This is a genomic window from Bradyrhizobium vignae (assembly GCF_004114425.1).
Classification (GTDB): Bacteria; Pseudomonadota; Alphaproteobacteria; order Rhizobiales; family Xanthobacteraceae; genus Bradyrhizobium; species Bradyrhizobium vignae.
Genome location: NZ_RDQF01000002.1, coordinates 252,135 through 269,611 on the forward strand (window position 1 = coordinate 252,135; position 17,477 = coordinate 269,611).

At 64.3% G+C, this 17,477-nt stretch carries 19 protein-coding genes; 10 read left to right on the plus strand and 9 right to left on the minus strand.

Going from position 1 to position 17,477, the window contains the following annotated elements; genetic code table 11:
- Positions 1 to 67: 67 nt before the first annotated feature.
- A complete protein-coding gene (locus tag EAV90_RS02715) occupies positions 68 to 871 on the plus strand; it encodes an N-formylglutamate amidohydrolase (RefSeq protein ID WP_122401080.1) in 804 nt (267 codons plus the stop codon).
- A gap of 408 nt (positions 872 to 1,279) precedes the next feature.
- On the opposite strand, the gene EAV90_RS02725 is transcribed toward EAV90_RS02715, so the two are convergent.
- Positions 1,280 to 1,900 (minus strand): LysE family translocator, encoded by a 621-nt coding sequence (locus EAV90_RS02725; RefSeq protein WP_162500130.1) that lies wholly within the window; start codon positions 1,898 to 1,900, stop codon positions 1,280 to 1,282.
- 122 nt (positions 1,901 to 2,022) lie between these two features.
- Here EAV90_RS02725 and EAV90_RS02730 point away from each other — a divergent pair, with 122 nt between their 5' ends.
- From EAV90_RS02730 to EAV90_RS02745, 4 genes are read left to right on the plus strand one after another with little or no spacing between them, the layout of a single operon-like run.
- Positions 2,023 to 2,337, plus strand: coding sequence for an ArsR/SmtB family transcription factor (locus EAV90_RS02730; RefSeq protein ID WP_061880471.1), 315 nt, complete (start codon positions 2,023 to 2,025; stop codon positions 2,335 to 2,337).
- The gene (locus tag EAV90_RS02735) at positions 2,330 to 2,794 is read left to right on the plus strand and encodes an SRPBCC family protein (RefSeq protein ID WP_122401079.1); all 465 of its coding nucleotides are present in this window, start codon (positions 2,330 to 2,332) and stop codon (positions 2,792 to 2,794) included. Before EAV90_RS02730 ends, EAV90_RS02735 begins: the two co-directional genes overlap by 8 nt.
- Positions 2,794 to 3,264 carry an SRPBCC family protein gene (locus EAV90_RS02740; protein WP_122406395.1) on the plus strand — a complete coding sequence of 157 codons (471 nt, stop codon included), beginning with the start codon at positions 2,794 to 2,796 and terminating at the stop codon, positions 3,262 to 3,264. The genes EAV90_RS02735 and EAV90_RS02740 overlap by 1 nt, the downstream gene beginning before the upstream one ends.
- Positions 3,261 to 3,773, plus strand: coding sequence for an SRPBCC family protein (locus EAV90_RS02745; RefSeq protein WP_129142534.1), 513 nt, complete (start codon positions 3,261 to 3,263; stop codon positions 3,771 to 3,773). Before EAV90_RS02740 ends, EAV90_RS02745 begins: the two co-directional genes overlap by 4 nt.
- A 35-nt stretch (positions 3,774 to 3,808) precedes the next feature.
- Here the strand turns inward: EAV90_RS02745 and EAV90_RS02750 are convergent, their stop codons facing one another.
- The 6 genes from EAV90_RS02750 to EAV90_RS02775 all read right to left on the minus strand — a co-directional run bounded on the left by EAV90_RS02750 (position 3,809) and on the right by EAV90_RS02775 (position 8,381).
- The gene (locus EAV90_RS02750; protein WP_122401077.1) at positions 3,809 to 4,252 is read right to left on the minus strand and encodes a hypothetical protein; all 444 of its coding nucleotides are present in this window, start codon (positions 4,250 to 4,252) and stop codon (positions 3,809 to 3,811) included.
- 2 nt (positions 4,253 to 4,254) lie between these two features.
- Positions 4,255 to 4,623, minus strand: coding sequence for a YybH family protein (locus tag EAV90_RS02755; RefSeq protein WP_122401076.1), 369 nt, complete (start codon positions 4,621 to 4,623; stop codon positions 4,255 to 4,257).
- A gap of 82 nt (positions 4,624 to 4,705) precedes the next feature.
- A complete protein-coding gene (locus tag EAV90_RS02760; protein ID WP_122401075.1) occupies positions 4,706 to 5,173 on the minus strand; it encodes a MarR family transcriptional regulator in 468 nt (155 codons plus the stop codon).
- Between the two features lie 9 nt (positions 5,174 to 5,182).
- Positions 5,183 to 6,793 carry an acyl-CoA synthetase gene (locus EAV90_RS02765; RefSeq protein ID WP_122401074.1) on the minus strand — a complete coding sequence of 537 codons (1,611 nt, stop codon included), beginning with the start codon at positions 6,791 to 6,793 and terminating at the stop codon, positions 5,183 to 5,185.
- 370 nt (positions 6,794 to 7,163) lie between these two features.
- Positions 7,164 to 7,619, minus strand: a complete 456-nt coding sequence (locus EAV90_RS02770; protein WP_122401072.1) for a GatB/YqeY domain-containing protein — start codon at positions 7,617 to 7,619, stop codon at positions 7,164 to 7,166.
- 60 nt (positions 7,620 to 7,679) lie between these two features.
- Entirely contained in the window at positions 7,680 to 8,381 is a 702-nt protein-coding gene (locus tag EAV90_RS02775; protein WP_122401071.1) for an alpha/beta fold hydrolase, read from the minus strand.
- 146 nt (positions 8,382 to 8,527) lie between these two features.
- Between EAV90_RS02775 and carA the strand changes: the two genes are divergently transcribed.
- Together carA and EAV90_RS02785 are read left to right on the plus strand one after the other, a co-directional pair.
- The gene (gene carA / locus EAV90_RS02780; protein ID WP_122401070.1) at positions 8,528 to 9,718 is read left to right on the plus strand and encodes a glutamine-hydrolyzing carbamoyl-phosphate synthase small subunit; all 1,191 of its coding nucleotides are present in this window, start codon (positions 8,528 to 8,530) and stop codon (positions 9,716 to 9,718) included.
- Between the two features lie 103 nt (positions 9,719 to 9,821).
- Positions 9,822 to 10,343: a cupin domain-containing protein gene (locus EAV90_RS02785; protein ID WP_122401069.1), complete on the plus strand. Its 522-nt coding sequence runs from the start codon at positions 9,822 to 9,824 to the stop codon at positions 10,341 to 10,343.
- 125 nt (positions 10,344 to 10,468) lie between these two features.
- On the opposite strand, the gene EAV90_RS02790 is transcribed toward EAV90_RS02785, so the two are convergent.
- Positions 10,469 to 10,990: a Dps family protein gene (locus EAV90_RS02790; RefSeq protein ID WP_122401067.1), complete on the minus strand. Its 522-nt coding sequence runs from the start codon at positions 10,988 to 10,990 to the stop codon at positions 10,469 to 10,471.
- A gap of 114 nt (positions 10,991 to 11,104) precedes the next feature.
- On the opposite strand from EAV90_RS02790, the gene EAV90_RS02795 reads away from it, so the two are divergent.
- Positions 11,105 to 11,806 carry a class I SAM-dependent methyltransferase gene (locus tag EAV90_RS02795; RefSeq protein WP_122401066.1) on the plus strand — a complete coding sequence of 234 codons (702 nt, stop codon included), beginning with the start codon at positions 11,105 to 11,107 and terminating at the stop codon, positions 11,804 to 11,806.
- A gap of 263 nt (positions 11,807 to 12,069) precedes the next feature.
- Here EAV90_RS02795 and EAV90_RS02800 read toward each other — a convergent pair whose 3' ends face one another.
- The gene (locus EAV90_RS02800) at positions 12,070 to 12,447 is read right to left on the minus strand and encodes an ArsR/SmtB family transcription factor (protein ID WP_122401065.1); all 378 of its coding nucleotides are present in this window, start codon (positions 12,445 to 12,447) and stop codon (positions 12,070 to 12,072) included.
- A 110-nt stretch (positions 12,448 to 12,557) separates the two neighbouring features.
- On the opposite strand from EAV90_RS02800, the gene EAV90_RS02805 reads away from it, so the two are divergent.
- The gene (locus EAV90_RS02805) at positions 12,558 to 13,727 is read left to right on the plus strand and encodes an MFS transporter (protein ID WP_122401064.1); all 1,170 of its coding nucleotides are present in this window, start codon (positions 12,558 to 12,560) and stop codon (positions 13,725 to 13,727) included.
- 143 nt (positions 13,728 to 13,870) lie between these two features.
- A complete protein-coding gene (gene carB, locus EAV90_RS02810) occupies positions 13,871 to 17,335 on the plus strand; it encodes a carbamoyl-phosphate synthase large subunit (RefSeq protein ID WP_129142535.1) in 3,465 nt (1,154 codons plus the stop codon).
- The last annotated feature ends 142 nt before the right edge of the window (positions 17,336 to 17,477 follow it).

The following is a 17,477-nucleotide window of genomic DNA, read 5'->3' on the forward strand; positions in this document are numbered from 1 at the left end:
AAGTTGCAGCTTCGGTGCGATACCGTTACTCCGTTTACACACGTTGTTATTCCATAGGCAAATCAGGATGGCTTTGGACACAGCCGAGGCAACCGATCAACTGCTCGGCGAGGGCGATATTCCGCCCGTGCATGAGGTGAATGCGGCAGGGACATCGCCGTTCCTGCTCACCGCGGATCACTACGGACGGATGCTGCCGCGCGCGCTCGGCGATCTCGGCCTCGCGGAAAGCGACCTTGTCAGGCACATCGCCTGGGACATCGGCATCGCCGGCGTCGCCGAGCGGCTCGCCAAGATGCTCGACGCGCATCTGATCGCGCAGCGCTATTCGCGGCTCGTGATCGACTGCAACCGTCCGCCCGACGTCGCGAGCTCGATCCCCGTGACCTCCGAGGCGACCGCGATCCCGCGCAACGAGGGCATTTCGGAGCGGGAACGTGAGGCACGGCGGCGCGAGATTTTCGAGCCCTATCACCACCGCATCGATGAGGCGATCTCCCGCCGCCGCCATGACAAGCAGCCGACGGTGCTGGTGTCGCTGCACAGCTTCACGCCTGTCTATGCCGGCATCGCACGTCCCTGGCACATCGGCACGCTCCATCACCGCGACACCGTGCTGCCACAGCTCTTGCTCAAGCACCTGCGCAGCGAGGGCGATCTCGTCGTCGGCGATAACGAGCCCTATGCGGTGAGCGATCTCACCGATTACACCATCCCCGTGCACGGCGAAGCCCGCGGCCTCGTCAACACCGGCATCGAGATCCGCCAGGACCTGATCGAAGACCAGTCCGGCCAGCAGCAATGGGCCGAACGGCTGGCACGGATCCTAGCGGAGATCGCGGTGGAGCTGCGGGCGGAGCCGTTGGTGTAGCCGGCCAATCCGGCGGTGCCCTCACTCTCCCCGCAAACGACCGCAAACGGAGAGAGGTGAACGTCAACCGGCTCGCGTCGCGACGAACAGCGCCAGCGCCGCGAAGATCGCGGCGATGGTCCAGAGCACGTAGGCGAAGCGGCCGAGCGATGACAAAGCCAAAGGCGCAGAAGGCCACGACGAGCCCGGCGAGATCGGGCCGAGCGATATGTCGGGCGAGATATTGATAGCTCTGGTGGAGGCAGAGCGCAGCTTGCGGGCATTGACGGAATATTCGTAAGTAAAGCGCGATGGGATTGGGATGAATCGTCATCGCGCTTTGGCTCGTACTTCGGGCACGATCGTTTCGGACAACCGCTCAGCACCTTGCATCAACGGCGGCCGTCCGGGTCCGGATCATGCCTTCGCTCACTTCGCCCGTGTCAGCGCGAGCCAGATGCCGCCGCCGATCATGAAGCCGCCGGAGATGCGCGACATCATCCGCGTGCGGCGCGCCGAGAAGAATTTTCGGGCGCGCCCGGCGGCGATGGCGTAGAGCGCATCCGTCATCACTGCGGTCACCATGAAGGTGGCGCCCAGCAGCGCGACTTGCGGGAAGTGCGGCCGGTTCAGGTCCATGAACTGCGGGATGAAAGCGCCGAAGAACACCAGCACCTTCGGATTCGACAGCAGCACCAAAAATCCCTGCAGGAAAAAGCCGCCGCGCGGCGGTGGTGGCGGCGCGTCGACCTCGACGCCCTCGACCGGCGTCCAGATCAGCCTGATGCCGAGCCAGACGAGATAAGCGGCGCCGGCAAAGCGCACCCAGTCGAACCAGTAACCCATGGTCGCCATCAGCGAGGTCAGGCCGACCGCGACGATGCCGATGACGATGGCAAGCCCGGCCTGCGCGCCGGCAACGTTGGTGAGCGCCGCACGCGTGCCGTGGCGCAGTCCGTTGGCGATGACGAGGGTGACGATCGGACCCGGCAGCAGCGCCAGCGCAATGCAGGCGGCGACGAAGGCGAGATAGGCTTGCATGGACATCATGGGAGAGACTCGCTGGAGGCGGTGCCACATTAATGCATGGCGCGTGCTGGAACGGAAGACGTTCCCCCTCCCTCTATTTTCGCGCCTTGACATGCAACCGTTTGGTTGCGTATTATCCTGCCATGGATGAAGTCTTCAAAGCGCTCGCCGATGCGTCACGACGGTCGCTGCTCGACAGGCTTCACGCCAGGAACGGCCAGACGCTGAACGAGCTCTGCGAGGGTCTCGCGATGACGCGGCAGGCCGTGACCAAGCACCTTGTCATTCTGGAAGAGGCCAACCTGGTGACGACCATCAGGCAGGGCCGCGAGAAGTTGCATTATCTCAACCCGGTACCGATCCATCAGATCGGTGAACGCTGGATCAAGAAGTTCGAGCGCGGCAAGCTCGCCGCGCTCAGCGAATTGAAACGCCAGTTGGAGAAACGCGATGAGTAAGCCCGAATATGTCTACGTCACCTATATCGAGACGACTGCCGATGCACTGTGGCGGGCCCTGACGGACGGCGATCTCACGGAGCGCTACTGGTTCGGCAATCGCATTGCCTCCGACTGGACGCCGGGCTCGGCCTACCGTTTCACCAATGCAGGTTCCCCGACGGTGGAGGGCGAGGTGATTGTGTTCGATCCGGTGCGCAAGCTCGCCTATAGCTGGATCGATCGCAAGCCGGAAGCCGCGGGCGAGAGCGCTTCCCGCGTCACGTTCGATCTCGAGCCGCGTGGCAAGGTCGTCAAGCTCACGGTAACACATGACGAGCTCGGAGAGGACGGCAGGACACGGCGTTCCATCTCGGGCGGCTGGCCGATGGTCCTCTCCAATCTGAAGAGCCTGCTGGAGACAGGACATGTCATCGAGATCGCGGCTCCCAGCTGTTCTGCGAAGGATGCTGCGTGATGCCGAAGCCCCAATTCGTCTACGTGACCTACATCGAGACCACGCCCGAGAAGCTGTGGGAGGCGCTGACGTCGAGCGAGTTCACCAGGCAATACTGGTTCGGCGCCGAGGTGAAATCGGACTGGAAGGTCGGCTCTCCCTTCGCGCTTCTGCTCGACGGCGAGGTCACCGATTCCGGCGAGATCCTCGAAGCCGATCCGCCGCGGCGTCTGTCCTACAGCTTCAAGCACCACAAGTACGAGGAGCTTCGCGGCGAGCCGACCTCGCGCGTCGTCTTCACCATCGAACCGTTCGGCTCGCTCGTGCGTTTGACCGTGCTGCATGACGGCTTCGTCGAGGGCGGCAAATATCTCGGCGCCGTCTCCAATGGCTGGCCGGCGATCCTGTCCCAGCTCAAGAGCCTGCTCGAGACCGGCAAGTTGCTCGGCATTCCACGCGCAGCCCTGAACAAGGGATTCGATGCAAAATGAAGCTCGATCAATTCAAGCCGCTCACGGTCTACACCATCTACATCGCTTCGACGCCGGAGAAGGTGTGGGAAGCGCTGACCTCGGCCGAGTTCAGCAGGCAGTATTTCTTCGGCAACACCGTCGCGGTCGAGCCGCGCCTTGGCGGCTCGTTCATCGTGCGCACGCCTGACGGCGCGCTGCACATCAGCGGCGAGGTTCTCGCCTACGACCCGCCGCGAAAGCTCTCGGTGACGTTCAACGTCAACTGGCCGGACCTGATCGAGAAGCTCGGCCCCACGCTCGTCACCTACGAGATCGAGCAGGTCGGCGATGCGGTCCGGCTCACCATGAGCGAAGGCCATGATCGCCCGCTCAGCGACGACATCCTTGCCGGCGGACGCCAGGGCTGGCCGGCGATCCTGTCCAGCCTCAAGAGCCTGCTCGAGACCGGCCAGCCACTGGTGGTGAAAATGGGCCCGCCGCAGCGAATGCTCGACGCGCTGAAGGCGATCGGGATCAAGACGCCGTAGGCGCGGCCATCTCCATGTCAAACGTGCGGCGCCTATCAAGCGCGCGACAGCAGCTGAAGCGCCACGCCGAGATTGGCCGCGAACAGAGCCGCGTCGATGACGAAGATCCGGAGCATCGGGCCCTTCAGCACGGGCCAGTAAGCCACTCCGACGCGGCCTCCACGCATCAGCACGGGAACATTGTAGGCGAACTGGCTGAAATGGCAGGCGGCGAAGAACAGGAACAGCGCGAGCTGCGCTTCGGCCGGCTGGAAGAAGGACGGACGGGCGGCCAGGAGATAGAGCGACAGCAGCCCGATCGGCAGATTCATCGCGCCCAGGAACGCAACGCTCGCCGCCAGGGTCGGCGCAATCGGATTGCGACGCTCTTCCCGCGGCAGCAGGATCTTCAACGTGTTGGTTTGCGCGATGCTGAACTGGATGAAGGCGCCGACGAACCAGAGCGTGTTGAGAAGCAGGATGAAATCAGAAAGGTGCATCGTCATTTTCCGTAAAAGGCTTCGCTGCGTACGACGCGGCCCGCGTCGTCGAAGTCCATGAACTCGCTGGCGCGGGTGTCGCCCAGCTGCCACCACACCGTCAGTCGCGCGATCGCCTCGTCCCAGCTCCAGCTCAGGATCTTCAGGTCGGCACTTTCGATGTGGCCATAGGCTTTCCGCCAGTAGGCGCGGATAGCCTCAGCGCCGGTGACGGTCGGAGAACCCGTCAGGGTGAGAGCGAGAGGGCTGCGCATCTGCGCATCGTCGGCGAAATGCGCGACCACCGCGTCGATATCGACCCTGCACCAATTCGCGCACCATGCCGCGACGAAGCGTTCGGCGGCCGCGCGATCCATTGCTTGTCCGCTCATGATGCGGATCCTCCCCTGGCTCGTGGCCGGGAAGGTGGCAAAGCCCGCGCCTCATGTCAACTATGTTGACTTGAGATTTCGTTCAGCTGTTGTCGGCGATCGCCTCCATCACCCCCATCCAGCCAGCCGCACCGGACGCCCCGACGCGATCGAACGCCGCGCGCAAGACCTGGCGCTCGTGGTCGGAGGCGCGCTGCTCGATGCGCCGCCCCGCTTCGGTCAGGCGCAGCAGTTTCGAGCGGTGCTGCTCCGGCGAGCGCTTCGACGTCAGGAGCTTGCGCTCCAAGAGCAGATTGAGCGGCCGGTTCAGAGCCTGCTTGGAAATGCCGAGGACCTCGACCAGCGAGCCGATCGAGATATCGGGCCGGCGCGCCACCACATAGAGGATACGATGATGCGGGCGCGACAGACCCTGCTTGGCAAGATATGCGTCGGCTTCCAGCGTCATCCCGCGCCAGCCGTAATACATCAGCTCGAGTGCCGCATCGAGCTCGTGCAGCTTCGCAAGCGACGCACGGTGAAGCCCCGCGGCTTGAGACGTCTTGGCCATCGTCGGAAGCTAGCCCCTCGCCCGCAGCTCGCGCCGCAACACCTTGCCGGTCGCCGTCATCGGCAACGTCTCGGCGAACTCCACGAAGCGCGGATATTCGTGGGCGGCGAGCTGCACCTTGACGAACTCCTGGATCTCGCGCGCGAGCGCATCGCTGCCGGTAAAGCCGGGACGCAGCACGATCCAGGCCTTGATCGATTCCGTGCGGATCGGATCGGGAATACCGACCACCGCCGCCATCGCCACCGACGGATGCTTCATCAGCGTGTGCTCGATCTCGGACGGGCCGACGCGATAACCGGCGGTGGTGATGACGTCGTCCTCGCGGCTGACATACCAGAAATAGCCGTCCTCATCCTGCACGCCGAGATCGCCGGTGAGCAGGAACTCGCCGGCATATTTCTTCGCCGTCGCCTCCGGATTGCGCCAGTATTCGAGCATGGTGACCGGGCATGGCTGGCGCACGCCGATGATGCCGCGCTGGCCGCGCGGCAGTTCCTCGCCCTTGTCGTTGACGATGCGGACGTCGAAACCCGGCGTCGCCTTGCCCATCGCGCCGGGGCGGATCGGAAACAGATTGGAGTTGCTGCCGATCACGAGGTTGCATTCGGTCTGACCGAACACCTCATGTGCGTCGACACCAAAAGTCTCGCGCACCCAGCCGAGCAGCTCGCCGCCGAGCGACTCGCCGCCGGTGAAGATGCTGCGCAGCTTGACGCCTTGATGTTTCACGCCGGCCTGCCGCATCAGCTTCAACGCAGTCGGCGGCAGGAAGACGTTGCGGACGCCGAGGTCGGCCATCATCTGCATCGCCGCCTGCGGCTCGAATTTTCGCGCGCGATGGCCGACCAGCGGTATGCCGTGATACCAGAACGCCAGCAGGCCGTTGATGAGGCCGCCGATCCAGGCCCAGTCCGCCGGCGTCCACATGAGATCGCCGGGGCGTGGCAGAAAGTTGTGACACATCTCCACATTCGGCAGATGGCCGAGCACGACGCGGTGCGCATGCAGCGCGCCCTTCGGGTTGCCCGTCGTGCCCGAGGTGTAGATGATCAGCGCGGGATCGTCCGCCGAGGTGTCGACGTTTGCAAAATCCTCGGATGCGGTTTCGATCGCTGACCAGAACGGCTTTGCACCGGCGTGGACGGCGCCACTCGTGACATAGATGTCCTGCAAATAGGGCAGCCGGTCGCGGATCTTGGTGAGCTTCTCCCAGCCCGCCTCATCGGTGATGATCGCTCTCGCCTGCGAATTCGACAGGCGGAATTCCAGCGCGTCCTCGCCGAACAGCGCAAACAGCGGGATCGAGATCAGCCCGGAGCGGAACGCCGCCATGTGCGCGATCGGCAATTCCAGGGACTGCGACAGGAACACCGCGACGCGGTCGCCACGGACAAGCCCATCCGTCTTCAGCACATTGGCGAAGCGGCGCGACATCTCCGCGACCTCGTCGAACGAGGTGCGCGTGGTGGCGCCGTTCTCGTCGACATAGATCAGAGCCAGGCGGCCCGTGCCGTCGGCATGGCGGTCGCAGCACGCCTCCGCCATGTTGAACCGCGCCGGGATGTCCCAGCGGAAGTTGCGATAGAGCTCGTCGTAAGTTGCGGCTTCGGTGAGCATTCCGTCCCTCGTGTTTCACTCCATTTTGCGCGGAGAGAGCATCGAAGCCTAGCGAAAAGCGCGGGGGCTAAAGCACCGCCTCGGACAGCGTGGGCCGGGAGCTCCCTTCAGCTGGGCGCAGGCGCGATCTCAGTTCCCTTGCATGTAGCGCGTGGGATTCGTTTTGTCCGCCTTGAAGATGTCGGCAGCCTCCGCAAACAGCGCCGACACGGCCGAAGCATTCAGATCGGTGAACGCCTTGAAGTTCAGCGACGGCAGCCCTGCGCATCAGCGCGTGCAGCTTTTCGAGATCCGCCGTGCGATTGGGATCGAAAGCGAGATAGGCCTCCAGACTGTCCGCAGTGACACGAAACATCCAGGGCCCTTCCTGCTAGCCTGACAGGGCAGCCTTCACCAGGCCGCTGGCCTTGCCGAAATCCATCTGTCCCGCGTACTTCGTGCGCAGCACCGCGATCACCTTGCCCATGTCCTTCATACCGGCCGCACCGGTTTCAGTGATCGCATCCGCGATCGCCTTCTTCACCTCGTCGTCCGACATCTGCTTCGGCAGGTATGCCGAGATCACCGCGATCTCCTCGCGCTCCTGCGCGGCAAGCTCGGCGCGGCCGCCCTTGTCGTAGAGCTCGACCGCCTCCTGGCGCTGCTTGATCATCTTCTGCAGCACGGCGAGGATGTCGGCGTCCGACAACGGCGGCTTGCCGCTGCCGCGGGCGTCGATGTCGGCATTCTTGATGGTCGAATTGACCATGCGCAGCGTGGACAGCTTGCGCTCGTCCTTGGCCTTCATGGCCTCCTTGACCGCATTGTTGATGTCGTCGCGCAGCATGGTCGTGATCCCTTCGAGTATACGACGCCTGATCTAGGCCGTTTGCGGCCTCCGCACAACCTAGCTCGCGAGCCATTCGGTGAGGGCGCGCGCAGTGGCTTCCGGCTGTTCCGGCTGCGGCAGGTGTCCGCAGCGATCGAGGATCACGAGCTTTGCGCCTGCGATGGCCTCGGCCATCTCCTTCGAGAAGGCGTTGGGGATGGTGTTGTCCTGATCGCCCGTCAGCACCAGCGTCGGGCATCTGATCGTCGCCAGCGTCGGGCGTGAATCCACCCGCGCGATGATCGCGGTCTGCTGCCGCAGATAGCCTTCGACGCCGACGTCCTCGTCCTGCGCATGCACGAGCTTCAGGATAGCGGCATCATCGCGCCGCGACGGATGCACGAGCTCCGGAAAGCTCTCCTCGCGGATGGCGCGGAGCTCGCCGCGTTTCGCGCGCTCCATCAGGCCGCGGCGGCGCGCGGTCGCCTCCGGCGTGTCGGGGCCGGCCTGGGTGTTGATCAGCGCGAGTTTTGCCACCCGCTCGGGCGCCTGGCGCATGATCTCGAGCGCGATGTAGCCGCCCATGGAATGACCGCCGAGTGCGAAGCGCGGCGGCGCCTCACTCAACACCCGGGCGGCGATCGCCGCCATGCTGTCGTCGCGGATATGGTTGGCAATCATCACCGGGCCGAGCCGCCACAAGGCGGGGAGGACCGGGGCATAGATCCGGGCCGAGGAGGCCAGCCCCGGAACCAGCAGAAGCGGGGTGGTCTGATCCATTATTGCCTCGCAAGCCCCTCAAACTGCCGGAAATTGTGCGGCCGAGCTTAAGTGCGCGAGAAGAGCTGTCAAATATGCAAAAACGCATGTGAATCGGCCCTCTCCCGCTTTGACGGGCACGTCCGGGGGGCTTATGAAGCGGGCTCATGACACAACATGACAACGATCCCGCCTGGCCGGACCATAAACCGACCGCGCTCCTCGTGCTTGCCGACGGCACGGTGCTCGAGGGCTTTGGTCTCGGCGCCGAAGGCCACGCCGTCGGTGAGGTCTGCTTCAACACCGCGATGACCGGGTACGAGGAGATCCTGACCGATCCTTCCTATGCCGGACAGCTCATCACCTTCACGTTCCCGCATATCGGCAATGTCGGCACCAACGAAGACGATATCGAGACGGTTAACATGGCCGCGACGCCCGGCGCGCGCGGCGTGATCCTGCGCACCGCGATCACCGATCCCTCGAACTATCGCGCCACCAAGCATCTCGACCAATGGCTGAAGGCGCGCGGCATCATCGGCCTCTCCGGCATCGACACCCGCGCGCTGACCGCGCTGATCCGCTCCAAGGGCATGCCCAACGCCGTGATCGCGCATTCCCGGACCGGCGAGTTCGATCTGCATGGTCTTAAGGAAGAGGCGCGCGAATGGCCGGGCCTCGAGGGTATGGACCTCGTGCCGATGGTCACGAGCGGCCAGCGCTTCACCTGGGACGAGACGCCGTGGCTATGGGACAAGGGTTTTGGCCGGCAGGAGAAGCCGGAGTTCAACGTCGTCGCCATCGATTACGGCATCAAGCGCAACATCCTGCGCCTGCTCGCCGGCGTCGGCTGCAAGGTAACAGTGGTGCCGGCGACAACGTCCTCCGAAGACATCCTGGCGATGAAGCCGGACGGCGTGTTCCTGTCCAACGGTCCGGGCGATCCGGCCGCGACCGGCAAGTACGCGGTGCCAGTCATCCAGGACGTGATCAAGTCGGGCACGCCGACCTTCGGCATCTGCCTCGGCCACCAGATGCTGGGCCTCGCCGTCGGCGCTAGAACCAAGAAGATGCATCAGGGCCATCATGGCGCCAATCATCCCGTCAAAGACGAGACCACCGGCAAGGTCGAGATCACCTCGATGAACCACGGCTTCGCCGTGGACGAGACCACGCTGCCAAGGGGCGCGAGGCAGACCCACGTCTCGCTGTTCGACGGCTCCAATTGCGGCATCCAGCTCGACGGCAAGCCGGTGTTCTCGGTGCAGTACCACCCCGAAGCATCGCCCGGCCCGCGCGACTCGCATTATCTCTTCCAGCGCTTCGCCGACCTGATGCGGCAGAAGAAGAGCGCGTAAGACTCGCTACGGCTCTCGTGCCCCGGGCCGGGACACGAGGCCTGCCAAGGAACGCCCTGACAAGGTGAAATGTTGTCTTGGCACCTTGCAGCAGGAGCCTGCCATGTCCGTCCTCCGCGACAAGGCCGAGCCGCTCGCCATCGTTTTCGAGGATGACGGGCTCGTGCCGAACAACATCCTTCCGTTCCTGGTCTACCAGGACGCGGTGAAGCTCGATCCGAAGCGTCCCGAAGAGACCATCGAAAACCTGTTCGAACAGAACGGCTGGGGCGGGACATGGCGCAACGGCGTCTACGACTATCTGCACTATCACTCGACGGTTCATGAGGTGCTCGGCGTCGCGCGCGGCAGCGCCCGCGTCCGTTTCGGCGGCGATCATGGCCAGGAGCTTCAGATCAAGGCCGGTGACGTCGCGATCCTGCCCGCCGGCACCGGACACCAATGCATCAAGGCCAGCAATGATTTCTGCGTGATCGGCGCCTATCCGCCAGGCAGCAAGATGGAGATCACACGGGTTACGCCGGAGAACCATGCGAAAGCGCTGAAGACGATTCCGCAAGTCGCGCTGCCGCCCGCTGATCCCGTGACCGGGAAGGATGGCGCGCTGATGCGGTTGTGGCGATAGCTACACGCGCAGTACCGTGGTGGTCGGCAAAGCGAAGCGTGCCCACCAATCGATTTGAGCCGCGAAGGATAGATGGTGGGCACGGCGCGAAGAGCGCGCCTTTGCCCGCCCTACGACACCGTGCGCTACGCCGCGTTGCTGCCTTCCTGCCGGGTCGCCTCGAACAGGAACCAGGTGCGGCGCTCGGTCTCGTCGATGAAGACCTCGAGGATGCTGGCGCTGGCGACGTCGCCGGCCTCGTCGCAGACTTCGTGCGCCTTGCGCATCGCGGCTGCGACGTGCTTGTTGTCCTGCATCAGCTCGCGCAGCATCTCCCGCGGCGGGACATAGTCCTCGTTGTTGTCCTTGATGGTCTGGAGCTTTGCGACCTGGCCGATCGACTTCAGCGTGGTGCCGCCGACCTTGCGGACGCGCTCGGCAAGCTGGTCGGTGGTGGCGAAGATCTGGTCGGACTGCTCGTCGAGCAGCAAATGATAGTCGCGGAAATGCCGGCCGCTGATGTGCCAGTGGAAATTCTTGGTCTTGAGATAAAGCGCGAACGCGTCGGCCAGAAGCACGTTGAGCGCTTCCGAGACCTTCTTGACTCCTTCGGACGACAGATCGGTAGGGGTGTCGAGATCGGGCGAGACCTTGTTCGTTTTGCTCACGGGAGACCTTCCTGTTAGGACGCGGACATTGACGGCGCGCCGTCGCACCCCTAACGCAAGGCAGGCAGCGTCGGTTCCTGAGCAGGAACCATTTGGCCGGGACGTTCGAATACCATGGACGATTGGATCGATTATTACGACTCGACGCACACGATCTATGTCAGCAAGCTGCATCGCGATTTGCACTTCCAGATCATTGCGCGAGACATCATCGGCTACATCCCCTCGCCCGAGGCGACGGTGCTGGACTATGCCTGCGGCGAGGCGCTGTCGGCGAACCAGGTGGCTGCCGCCTGCGCCAAGCTGATCCTCGCCGAGCCCGCGCCCGGCGTGCGCGGCCGGCTGATCGCGCGGTTCGCCCCGAACACCAAGATCCGCGTCCGCTCGCTCGATGACGTCCGCAAGATGCAGGACAAGTCGATCGACCTCGTCGTGATGAACTCGGTCGCGCAATACATGACGCCGGAGGAGCTCGATGCCGCCCTCCTCAACATCCGCCGTATCCTGAAGCCGTCCGGCAAGCTGGTGCTTGGCGATATCCTCCAGCCCAATGTCGGCATGGTCAGGGACGTGATGGCGCTGCTCGGCTTCGGTCTGCGTCACGGCTTCCTCAAGGACGCGCTGCTCGGGCTGATCAGCACCGCACTGTCTGATTACCGTCATCTGCGCACGCGCATCGGGCTGCAGCGCTACAGCGAGGACGAGATCACCGCCAAGCTGAAGGCGGCGGGCTTCGCGGTCCAGCGCGCCCACAGCAACATCGGCCATAACCGCTGGCGCATGACCTTCATCGCGCGACCGCCTTTGATTCGTTAAGCATAACGATCGGCCGAGGTGGCCTCTCGCATTCCGATCGGTCATTATCGCCGCGGCCCGGTGGCGGAAGCGTCTACGCGGGAGCGGTGCATCGCTCTTCATCCTGGTTCAAATCCAGGCCGGGTCTCCACGCTTGCGGGGTTACGCGTGGCGCAGCCACGCAGGGGCGAAGCGTGTCCGCCGTAGCTGGAGCGGAGCAAAAGCGAAGACGGACTGCCGGCTAAACGCACGCCGGGCAAATCAGCACCCCACGAGCAACCGTCTCATTTTCGGTCACCCTCGACCAATTCGCAGCCGGACACGAGCGGAAGCCGGTCCGCATCCCTGGCCGCCGAACTGAGCACGGCATCGAGCAGGCCTGGGAAGCGCGCCTCCAGATCCTCACGTCGCAGCCGCATGAATCGATTGGTGCCCGCCACGCGCGTCTGCATCAATCCGCATTCGCGCAGCTTGGCGAAGTGGTAGGCGAGGTTCGACTTGCCACCAAGCCCGCTGAAATCGCCGCAACAGAGTTCGCTGCTGACACGTTCTTGCTGGGCAAGCTGGTAGACGATGGCGAGCCGGATCGGATCGCTCAAGCAATCCAGCACCATCGGCAGCTCGATCTGCTCGCGGGTCGGATGAAGTGGCGTGCGGCTCATGCCCGGATCATAATGAAGCGGCGACAATGTTCAATAGTTCTTGAACCAATTGACTCTCGGAACCATAACATCCAATAGTTCAATAAACCTTGAACATGGGGATTTCTCCAATGAGCGTGTTCTGGCTGGCCCTGGCGGCCTTTGCGATCGGCACTGAAGGGTTTGTCATTGCAGGACTTTTGCCGGCAATCGCCACCGACCTTTCGATTTCGGTCTCGGCCGCGGGCCAATTGGTCACCGCCTACGCCCTCACCTATGCGGTGGGCTCGCCCATCCTCGCCGTGGCGCTGAACAATATCGACCGCCGCACCGTCCTGGCCCTCGCACTGACGACCTTCATCGCCGGCAACCTCGCGGCGATGGTGGCATCCAACTACGCCCTGCTGCTGGCCTCGCGGATGCTGATGGCGCTGGGCTCGGGGCTGTGCATGCCCACGGCGCTTGCGGTGTCCGTGGCGGTTGCCGCGCCCGAACGGCGTGGCCGCGCGGTGGCGCTCGTCACCGCGGGGCTCACGGTTGCGACCGTGGTCGGCGTGCCCTTCGGCAATCTCGTCGGCAGCCTGCTCGGCTGGCGCGCGACCTTTGCCATGGTCGCCCTGATCGGCGCGGTCGCGCTCGCCGGCCTGTTGCTCGGCCTGCCTAAAGGCCTGCCGCGCAATACGGCCTCGCTCAGCGAACGGTTGGCGGTGGCGCGCCACGGTCACGTTGTGGTTGCGCTGCTGATCACGACATTGTGGGCGCTGGGCGGCTTCACAGTGTTCACCTATTTCGCGGTCCCGCTGCGCGGCCTCGGCTTCGGCGCCTCGCAAATCAGCTTGGCGCTGCTGGTGTTTGGCGGCGCGGCGGCAATCGGGAACATGCTTGGCGGCGTCCTGGCCGACCGGCTCGGCACGCTCGTGACCGCGGGCCTCGGGCTCGCCGGCATGGCGGGCGCCCTGATCCTGCATTCGCTGGTCCTGAAGCTGATGCCCGCACAGGCGCATTACGCGGTGCTCGGGGCGATCTTCCTCTGGGGGCTCTCGGGCTGGGCGTTCTATCCCGCCCAGCTCGCCAGCATCATCCGGATCGAGCCGCAGGCTTCGACGATCGCGCTCTCGCTCAACGCCTCATCCATGTATCTCGGCTTCGCCATCGGCGGAGCGCTGGGCGGCGCTGTGCTGGCCACCCTGTCGCCGACAGACCTCGGCTGGATCGGCGGATCGAGCGTTGCGGCCTCGCTTCTGGTGCACCTTGCCCGTGGCTGGCAGGCGCGGCCAAAACCGGTCAAAATTGCCGGTTGATGGGCGTTTTTCGGGGTTTCGCCGCCCCGAAAACTGGTCTAAGACCCACCCGCGCGCGAGGGAGACCACCGCGCTCTCGGCCAAAGGGACGCGCAGCAGGCGCGCCCTTTTTTTGTGCCCAAATTCCACTTCGGCGAGAGTTGATGCCCAAACGTACAGACATCACCACCATCCTGATCATCGGCGCCGGTCCCATCGTGATCGGCCAGGCCTGCGAGTTCGACTATTCGGGCACTCAGGCGGTGAAGACGCTGAAGGAAGAGGGCTATCGCATCGTCCTCGTCAATTCCAACCCGGCCACCATCATGACCGACCCGGAGCTGGCCGATGCGACCTATATCGAGCCGATCACGCCCGAGATCGTCGCCAAGATCATCGAGAAGGAACGTCACGTCATTCCCGGCGGCTTCGCGCTGCTGCCGACCATGGGCGGCCAGACCGCGCTGAACTGCGCGCTGTCGCTGCGCCGGCAGGGCACGCTGGAGAAGTTCGACGTCGAGATGATCGGCGCCACCGCCGATGCCATCGACAAGGCCGAAGACCGCCAGCTGTTCCGCAACGCCATGGAGAAGATCGGGCTGCAGACGCCGAAGTCGCGGCTCGCCAACGCCTCCGAGCTGAAGAAGTCGTTCCGCGACAAATATCTCGCCGAACGCGAGAAACTGTCGGGCGCGGCGCTCGAAGAGCTCGACCGGCAATGGACTCTCGGCGAAGGCGACCGCCGCAAGCGCTATCAGGAGTACGCGCTTGGGCAGGCGATGATGGCGCTATCCGAGATCGGCCTGCCCGCGATCATCCGCCCGTCCTTCACCATGGGCGGCACCGGCGGCGGCATCGCCTACAACAAGGAAGAGTTCCTCGACATCATCGAGCGCGGTCTCGATGCGTCTCCGACCAACGAAGTGCTGATCGAGGAATCCGTGCTCGGCTGGAAAGAGTACGAGATGGAGGTGGTGCGCGACAAGAACGACAATTGCATCATCGTCTGCTCGATCGAGAACCTCGATCCGATGGGCGTGCACACCGGCGACTCCATCACGGTGGCGCCGGCGCTGACGCTGACCGACAAGGAATACCAGATCATGCGCGACGCCTCGATCGCGGTGCTGCGCGAGATCGGGGTCGAGACCGGCGGCTCCAACGTGCAGTTCGGCGTCAATCCCGAAGATGGCCGCATGGTCGTCATCGAGATGAATCCGCGCGTGTCGCGCTCGTCCGCGCTGGCCTCGAAGGCCACCGGCTTTCCGATCGCAAAGGTCGCCGCCAAGCTCGCGGTCGGCTACACGCTCGATGAGATCGCCAACGACATCACCGGCGGCGCCACGCCGGCCTCGTTCGAGCCGACGATCGATTACGTCGTCACCAAGGTGCCGCGCTTCGCCTTCGAGAAATTCCCGGGCGCCTCGGCCACGCTGACCACGTCGATGAAGTCGGTCGGCGAAGTCATGGCGATCGGCCGCACTTTCCAGGAAAGCCTGCAGAAGGCGCTGCGCGGGCTCGAGACCGGATTGACCGGCCTCGACGAGATCGAGATCGAGGGCCTCGGCCGCGACGACGACAAGAATGCGATCCGCGCCGCGCTCGGCACGCCGACGCCGAACCGCATTCTTCAGGTCGCCCAGGCCATGCGGCTCGGCTGGTCGAACGAAGACATCTTCAACTCCTGCAAGATCGATCCGTGGTTCCTCGGCGAGATGCGCGGCATCGTCGACATGGAGGAGAAGGTCAGGAAGAACGGCCTGCCCGGCAACGCCTTCGGCATGCGCACGCTGAAGGCCATGGGCTTCTCCGACGCGCGGCTCGCCGTGCTCGCCGAGACGACAGAGGCCGAGGTCAAGGCGAAGCGCCATGCGCTCGGCGTTCGCCCCGTCTACAAGCGCATCGATACCTGCGCGGCCGAGTTCGCCTCGCCGACCGCCTACATGTACTCGACCTACGAGGCGCCGTTTGCGGGAGCACTGGCGGACGAGAGCACGCCATCCGACAAGAAGAAGGTCATCATTCTCGGCGGCGGGCCGAACCGCATCGGCCAGGGCATCGAGTTCGACTATTGCTGCTGTCATGCCTGCTTCGCCCTGCATGATGCCGGCTACGAATCCATCATGGTCAACTGCAACCCGGAGACGGTGTCGACCGACTACGATACGGCTGACCGGCTCTATTTCGAGCCGCTCACCTCCGAGGATGTGCTCGAGATCATCGCGACGGAGCGCAGCAAGGGCACGCTACACGGCGTGATCGTGCAGTTCGGCGGTCAGACCCCGCTGAAGCTGGCGCACGCGCTGGAAGCCGCCGAAGTGCCGATCCTCGGCACCTCGCCGGACGCCATCGACCTTGCCGAGGACCGCGACCGCTTCAAGCGCGTGCTCGACAAGCTCAGGCTCAAGCAGCCGAAGAACGGCATCGCCTATTCGGTCGAGCAGGCTCGCCTCGTCTCCGCCGATCTCGGCCTGCCGCTCGTGGTGCGCCCGTCCTACGTGCTCGGCGGCCGCGCCATGCAGATCATCCGCGAGGAGAACCAGCTCAACGACTATCTGCTCGGCACGCTGCCGGAGCTGGTGCCGGCCGACGTCAAGGCGCGCTATCCGAACGACAAGACCGGGCAGATCAACACCGTGCTCGGCAAGAACCCGCTGCTGTTCGATCGTTATCTGTCTGATGCAACCGAAGTCGACGTCGACTGCCTCTGCGACGGCAGGGACACGTTCATCGTCGGCATCATGGAGCACATCGAGGAAGCCGGCATCCATTCCGGCGATAGCGCCTGCTCGCTTCCGCCGCACTCGCTCGATGCGAAGATGATCGAAGAGCTGGAGCGGCAGACTCGCGAGCTCGCGCTCGGCCTCGACGTCATTGGCCTGATGAACGTGCAATACGCCATCAAGGACGGCGAGATCTACGTGCTCGAGGTCAATCCGCGCGCTTCGCGCACCGTGCCGTTCGTGGCCAAGGTGATCGGCATGCCGGTCGCCAAGATCGCCGCGCGCATCATGGCGGGCGAGAAGCTCGCCGACTTCAAGCTGAAGAAGGCGGCGCTCAAGCACGTCGGCGTCAAGGAATCGGTATTTCCGTTCGCCCGGTTCCCCGGCGTCGATACCGTGCTCGGCCCCGAGATGCGCTCGACCGGCGAGGTCATGGGCATCGACCGCTCGTTCGCGGTCGCCTTCGCCAAGAGCCAACTCGGCGGCGGCACCAGGGTGCCGCGCAAGGGCACGGTGTTCGTCTCGGTGCGCGAAAGCGACAAGACGCGCATCGCCGACGCCGTTCGCGAATTGCACTCGCTCGGCTTCAAGGTGCTGGCGACGTCGGGCACCGCGCGCTTCCTGACCGACCAGGGCATTCCGACCGAGAAGGTGAACAAGGTGCTGGAGGGGCGGCCGCACATCGTCGATGCCATCACCAATGGCGACGTCCAGCTCGTCTTCAACACCACCGAAGGCCCGCAGGCGCTGGCGGACAGCCGTTCGCTGCGGCGCGCGGCCCTCTTGCATAAAGTGCCATATTACACCACTCTTTCCGGGGCCGTGGCGGCCGCGCAGGGCATCCGCGCCTATCTGGGCGGGGACCTTGAGGTTCGTACCCTGCAGAGCTACTTTTCGGAAACCTGATCGCGAGCGGCGGCGAACCCGCCGCTAAGTGATTGGCAATGAAGCTACAATGGCCGGAGGAACCGTCCGGCCATGTGGTTGTTCTGTTCCGGCGCCAGACCACATGAGAGATCCCGGCGGGCGCGTGTTCAGCCCCGGGAAT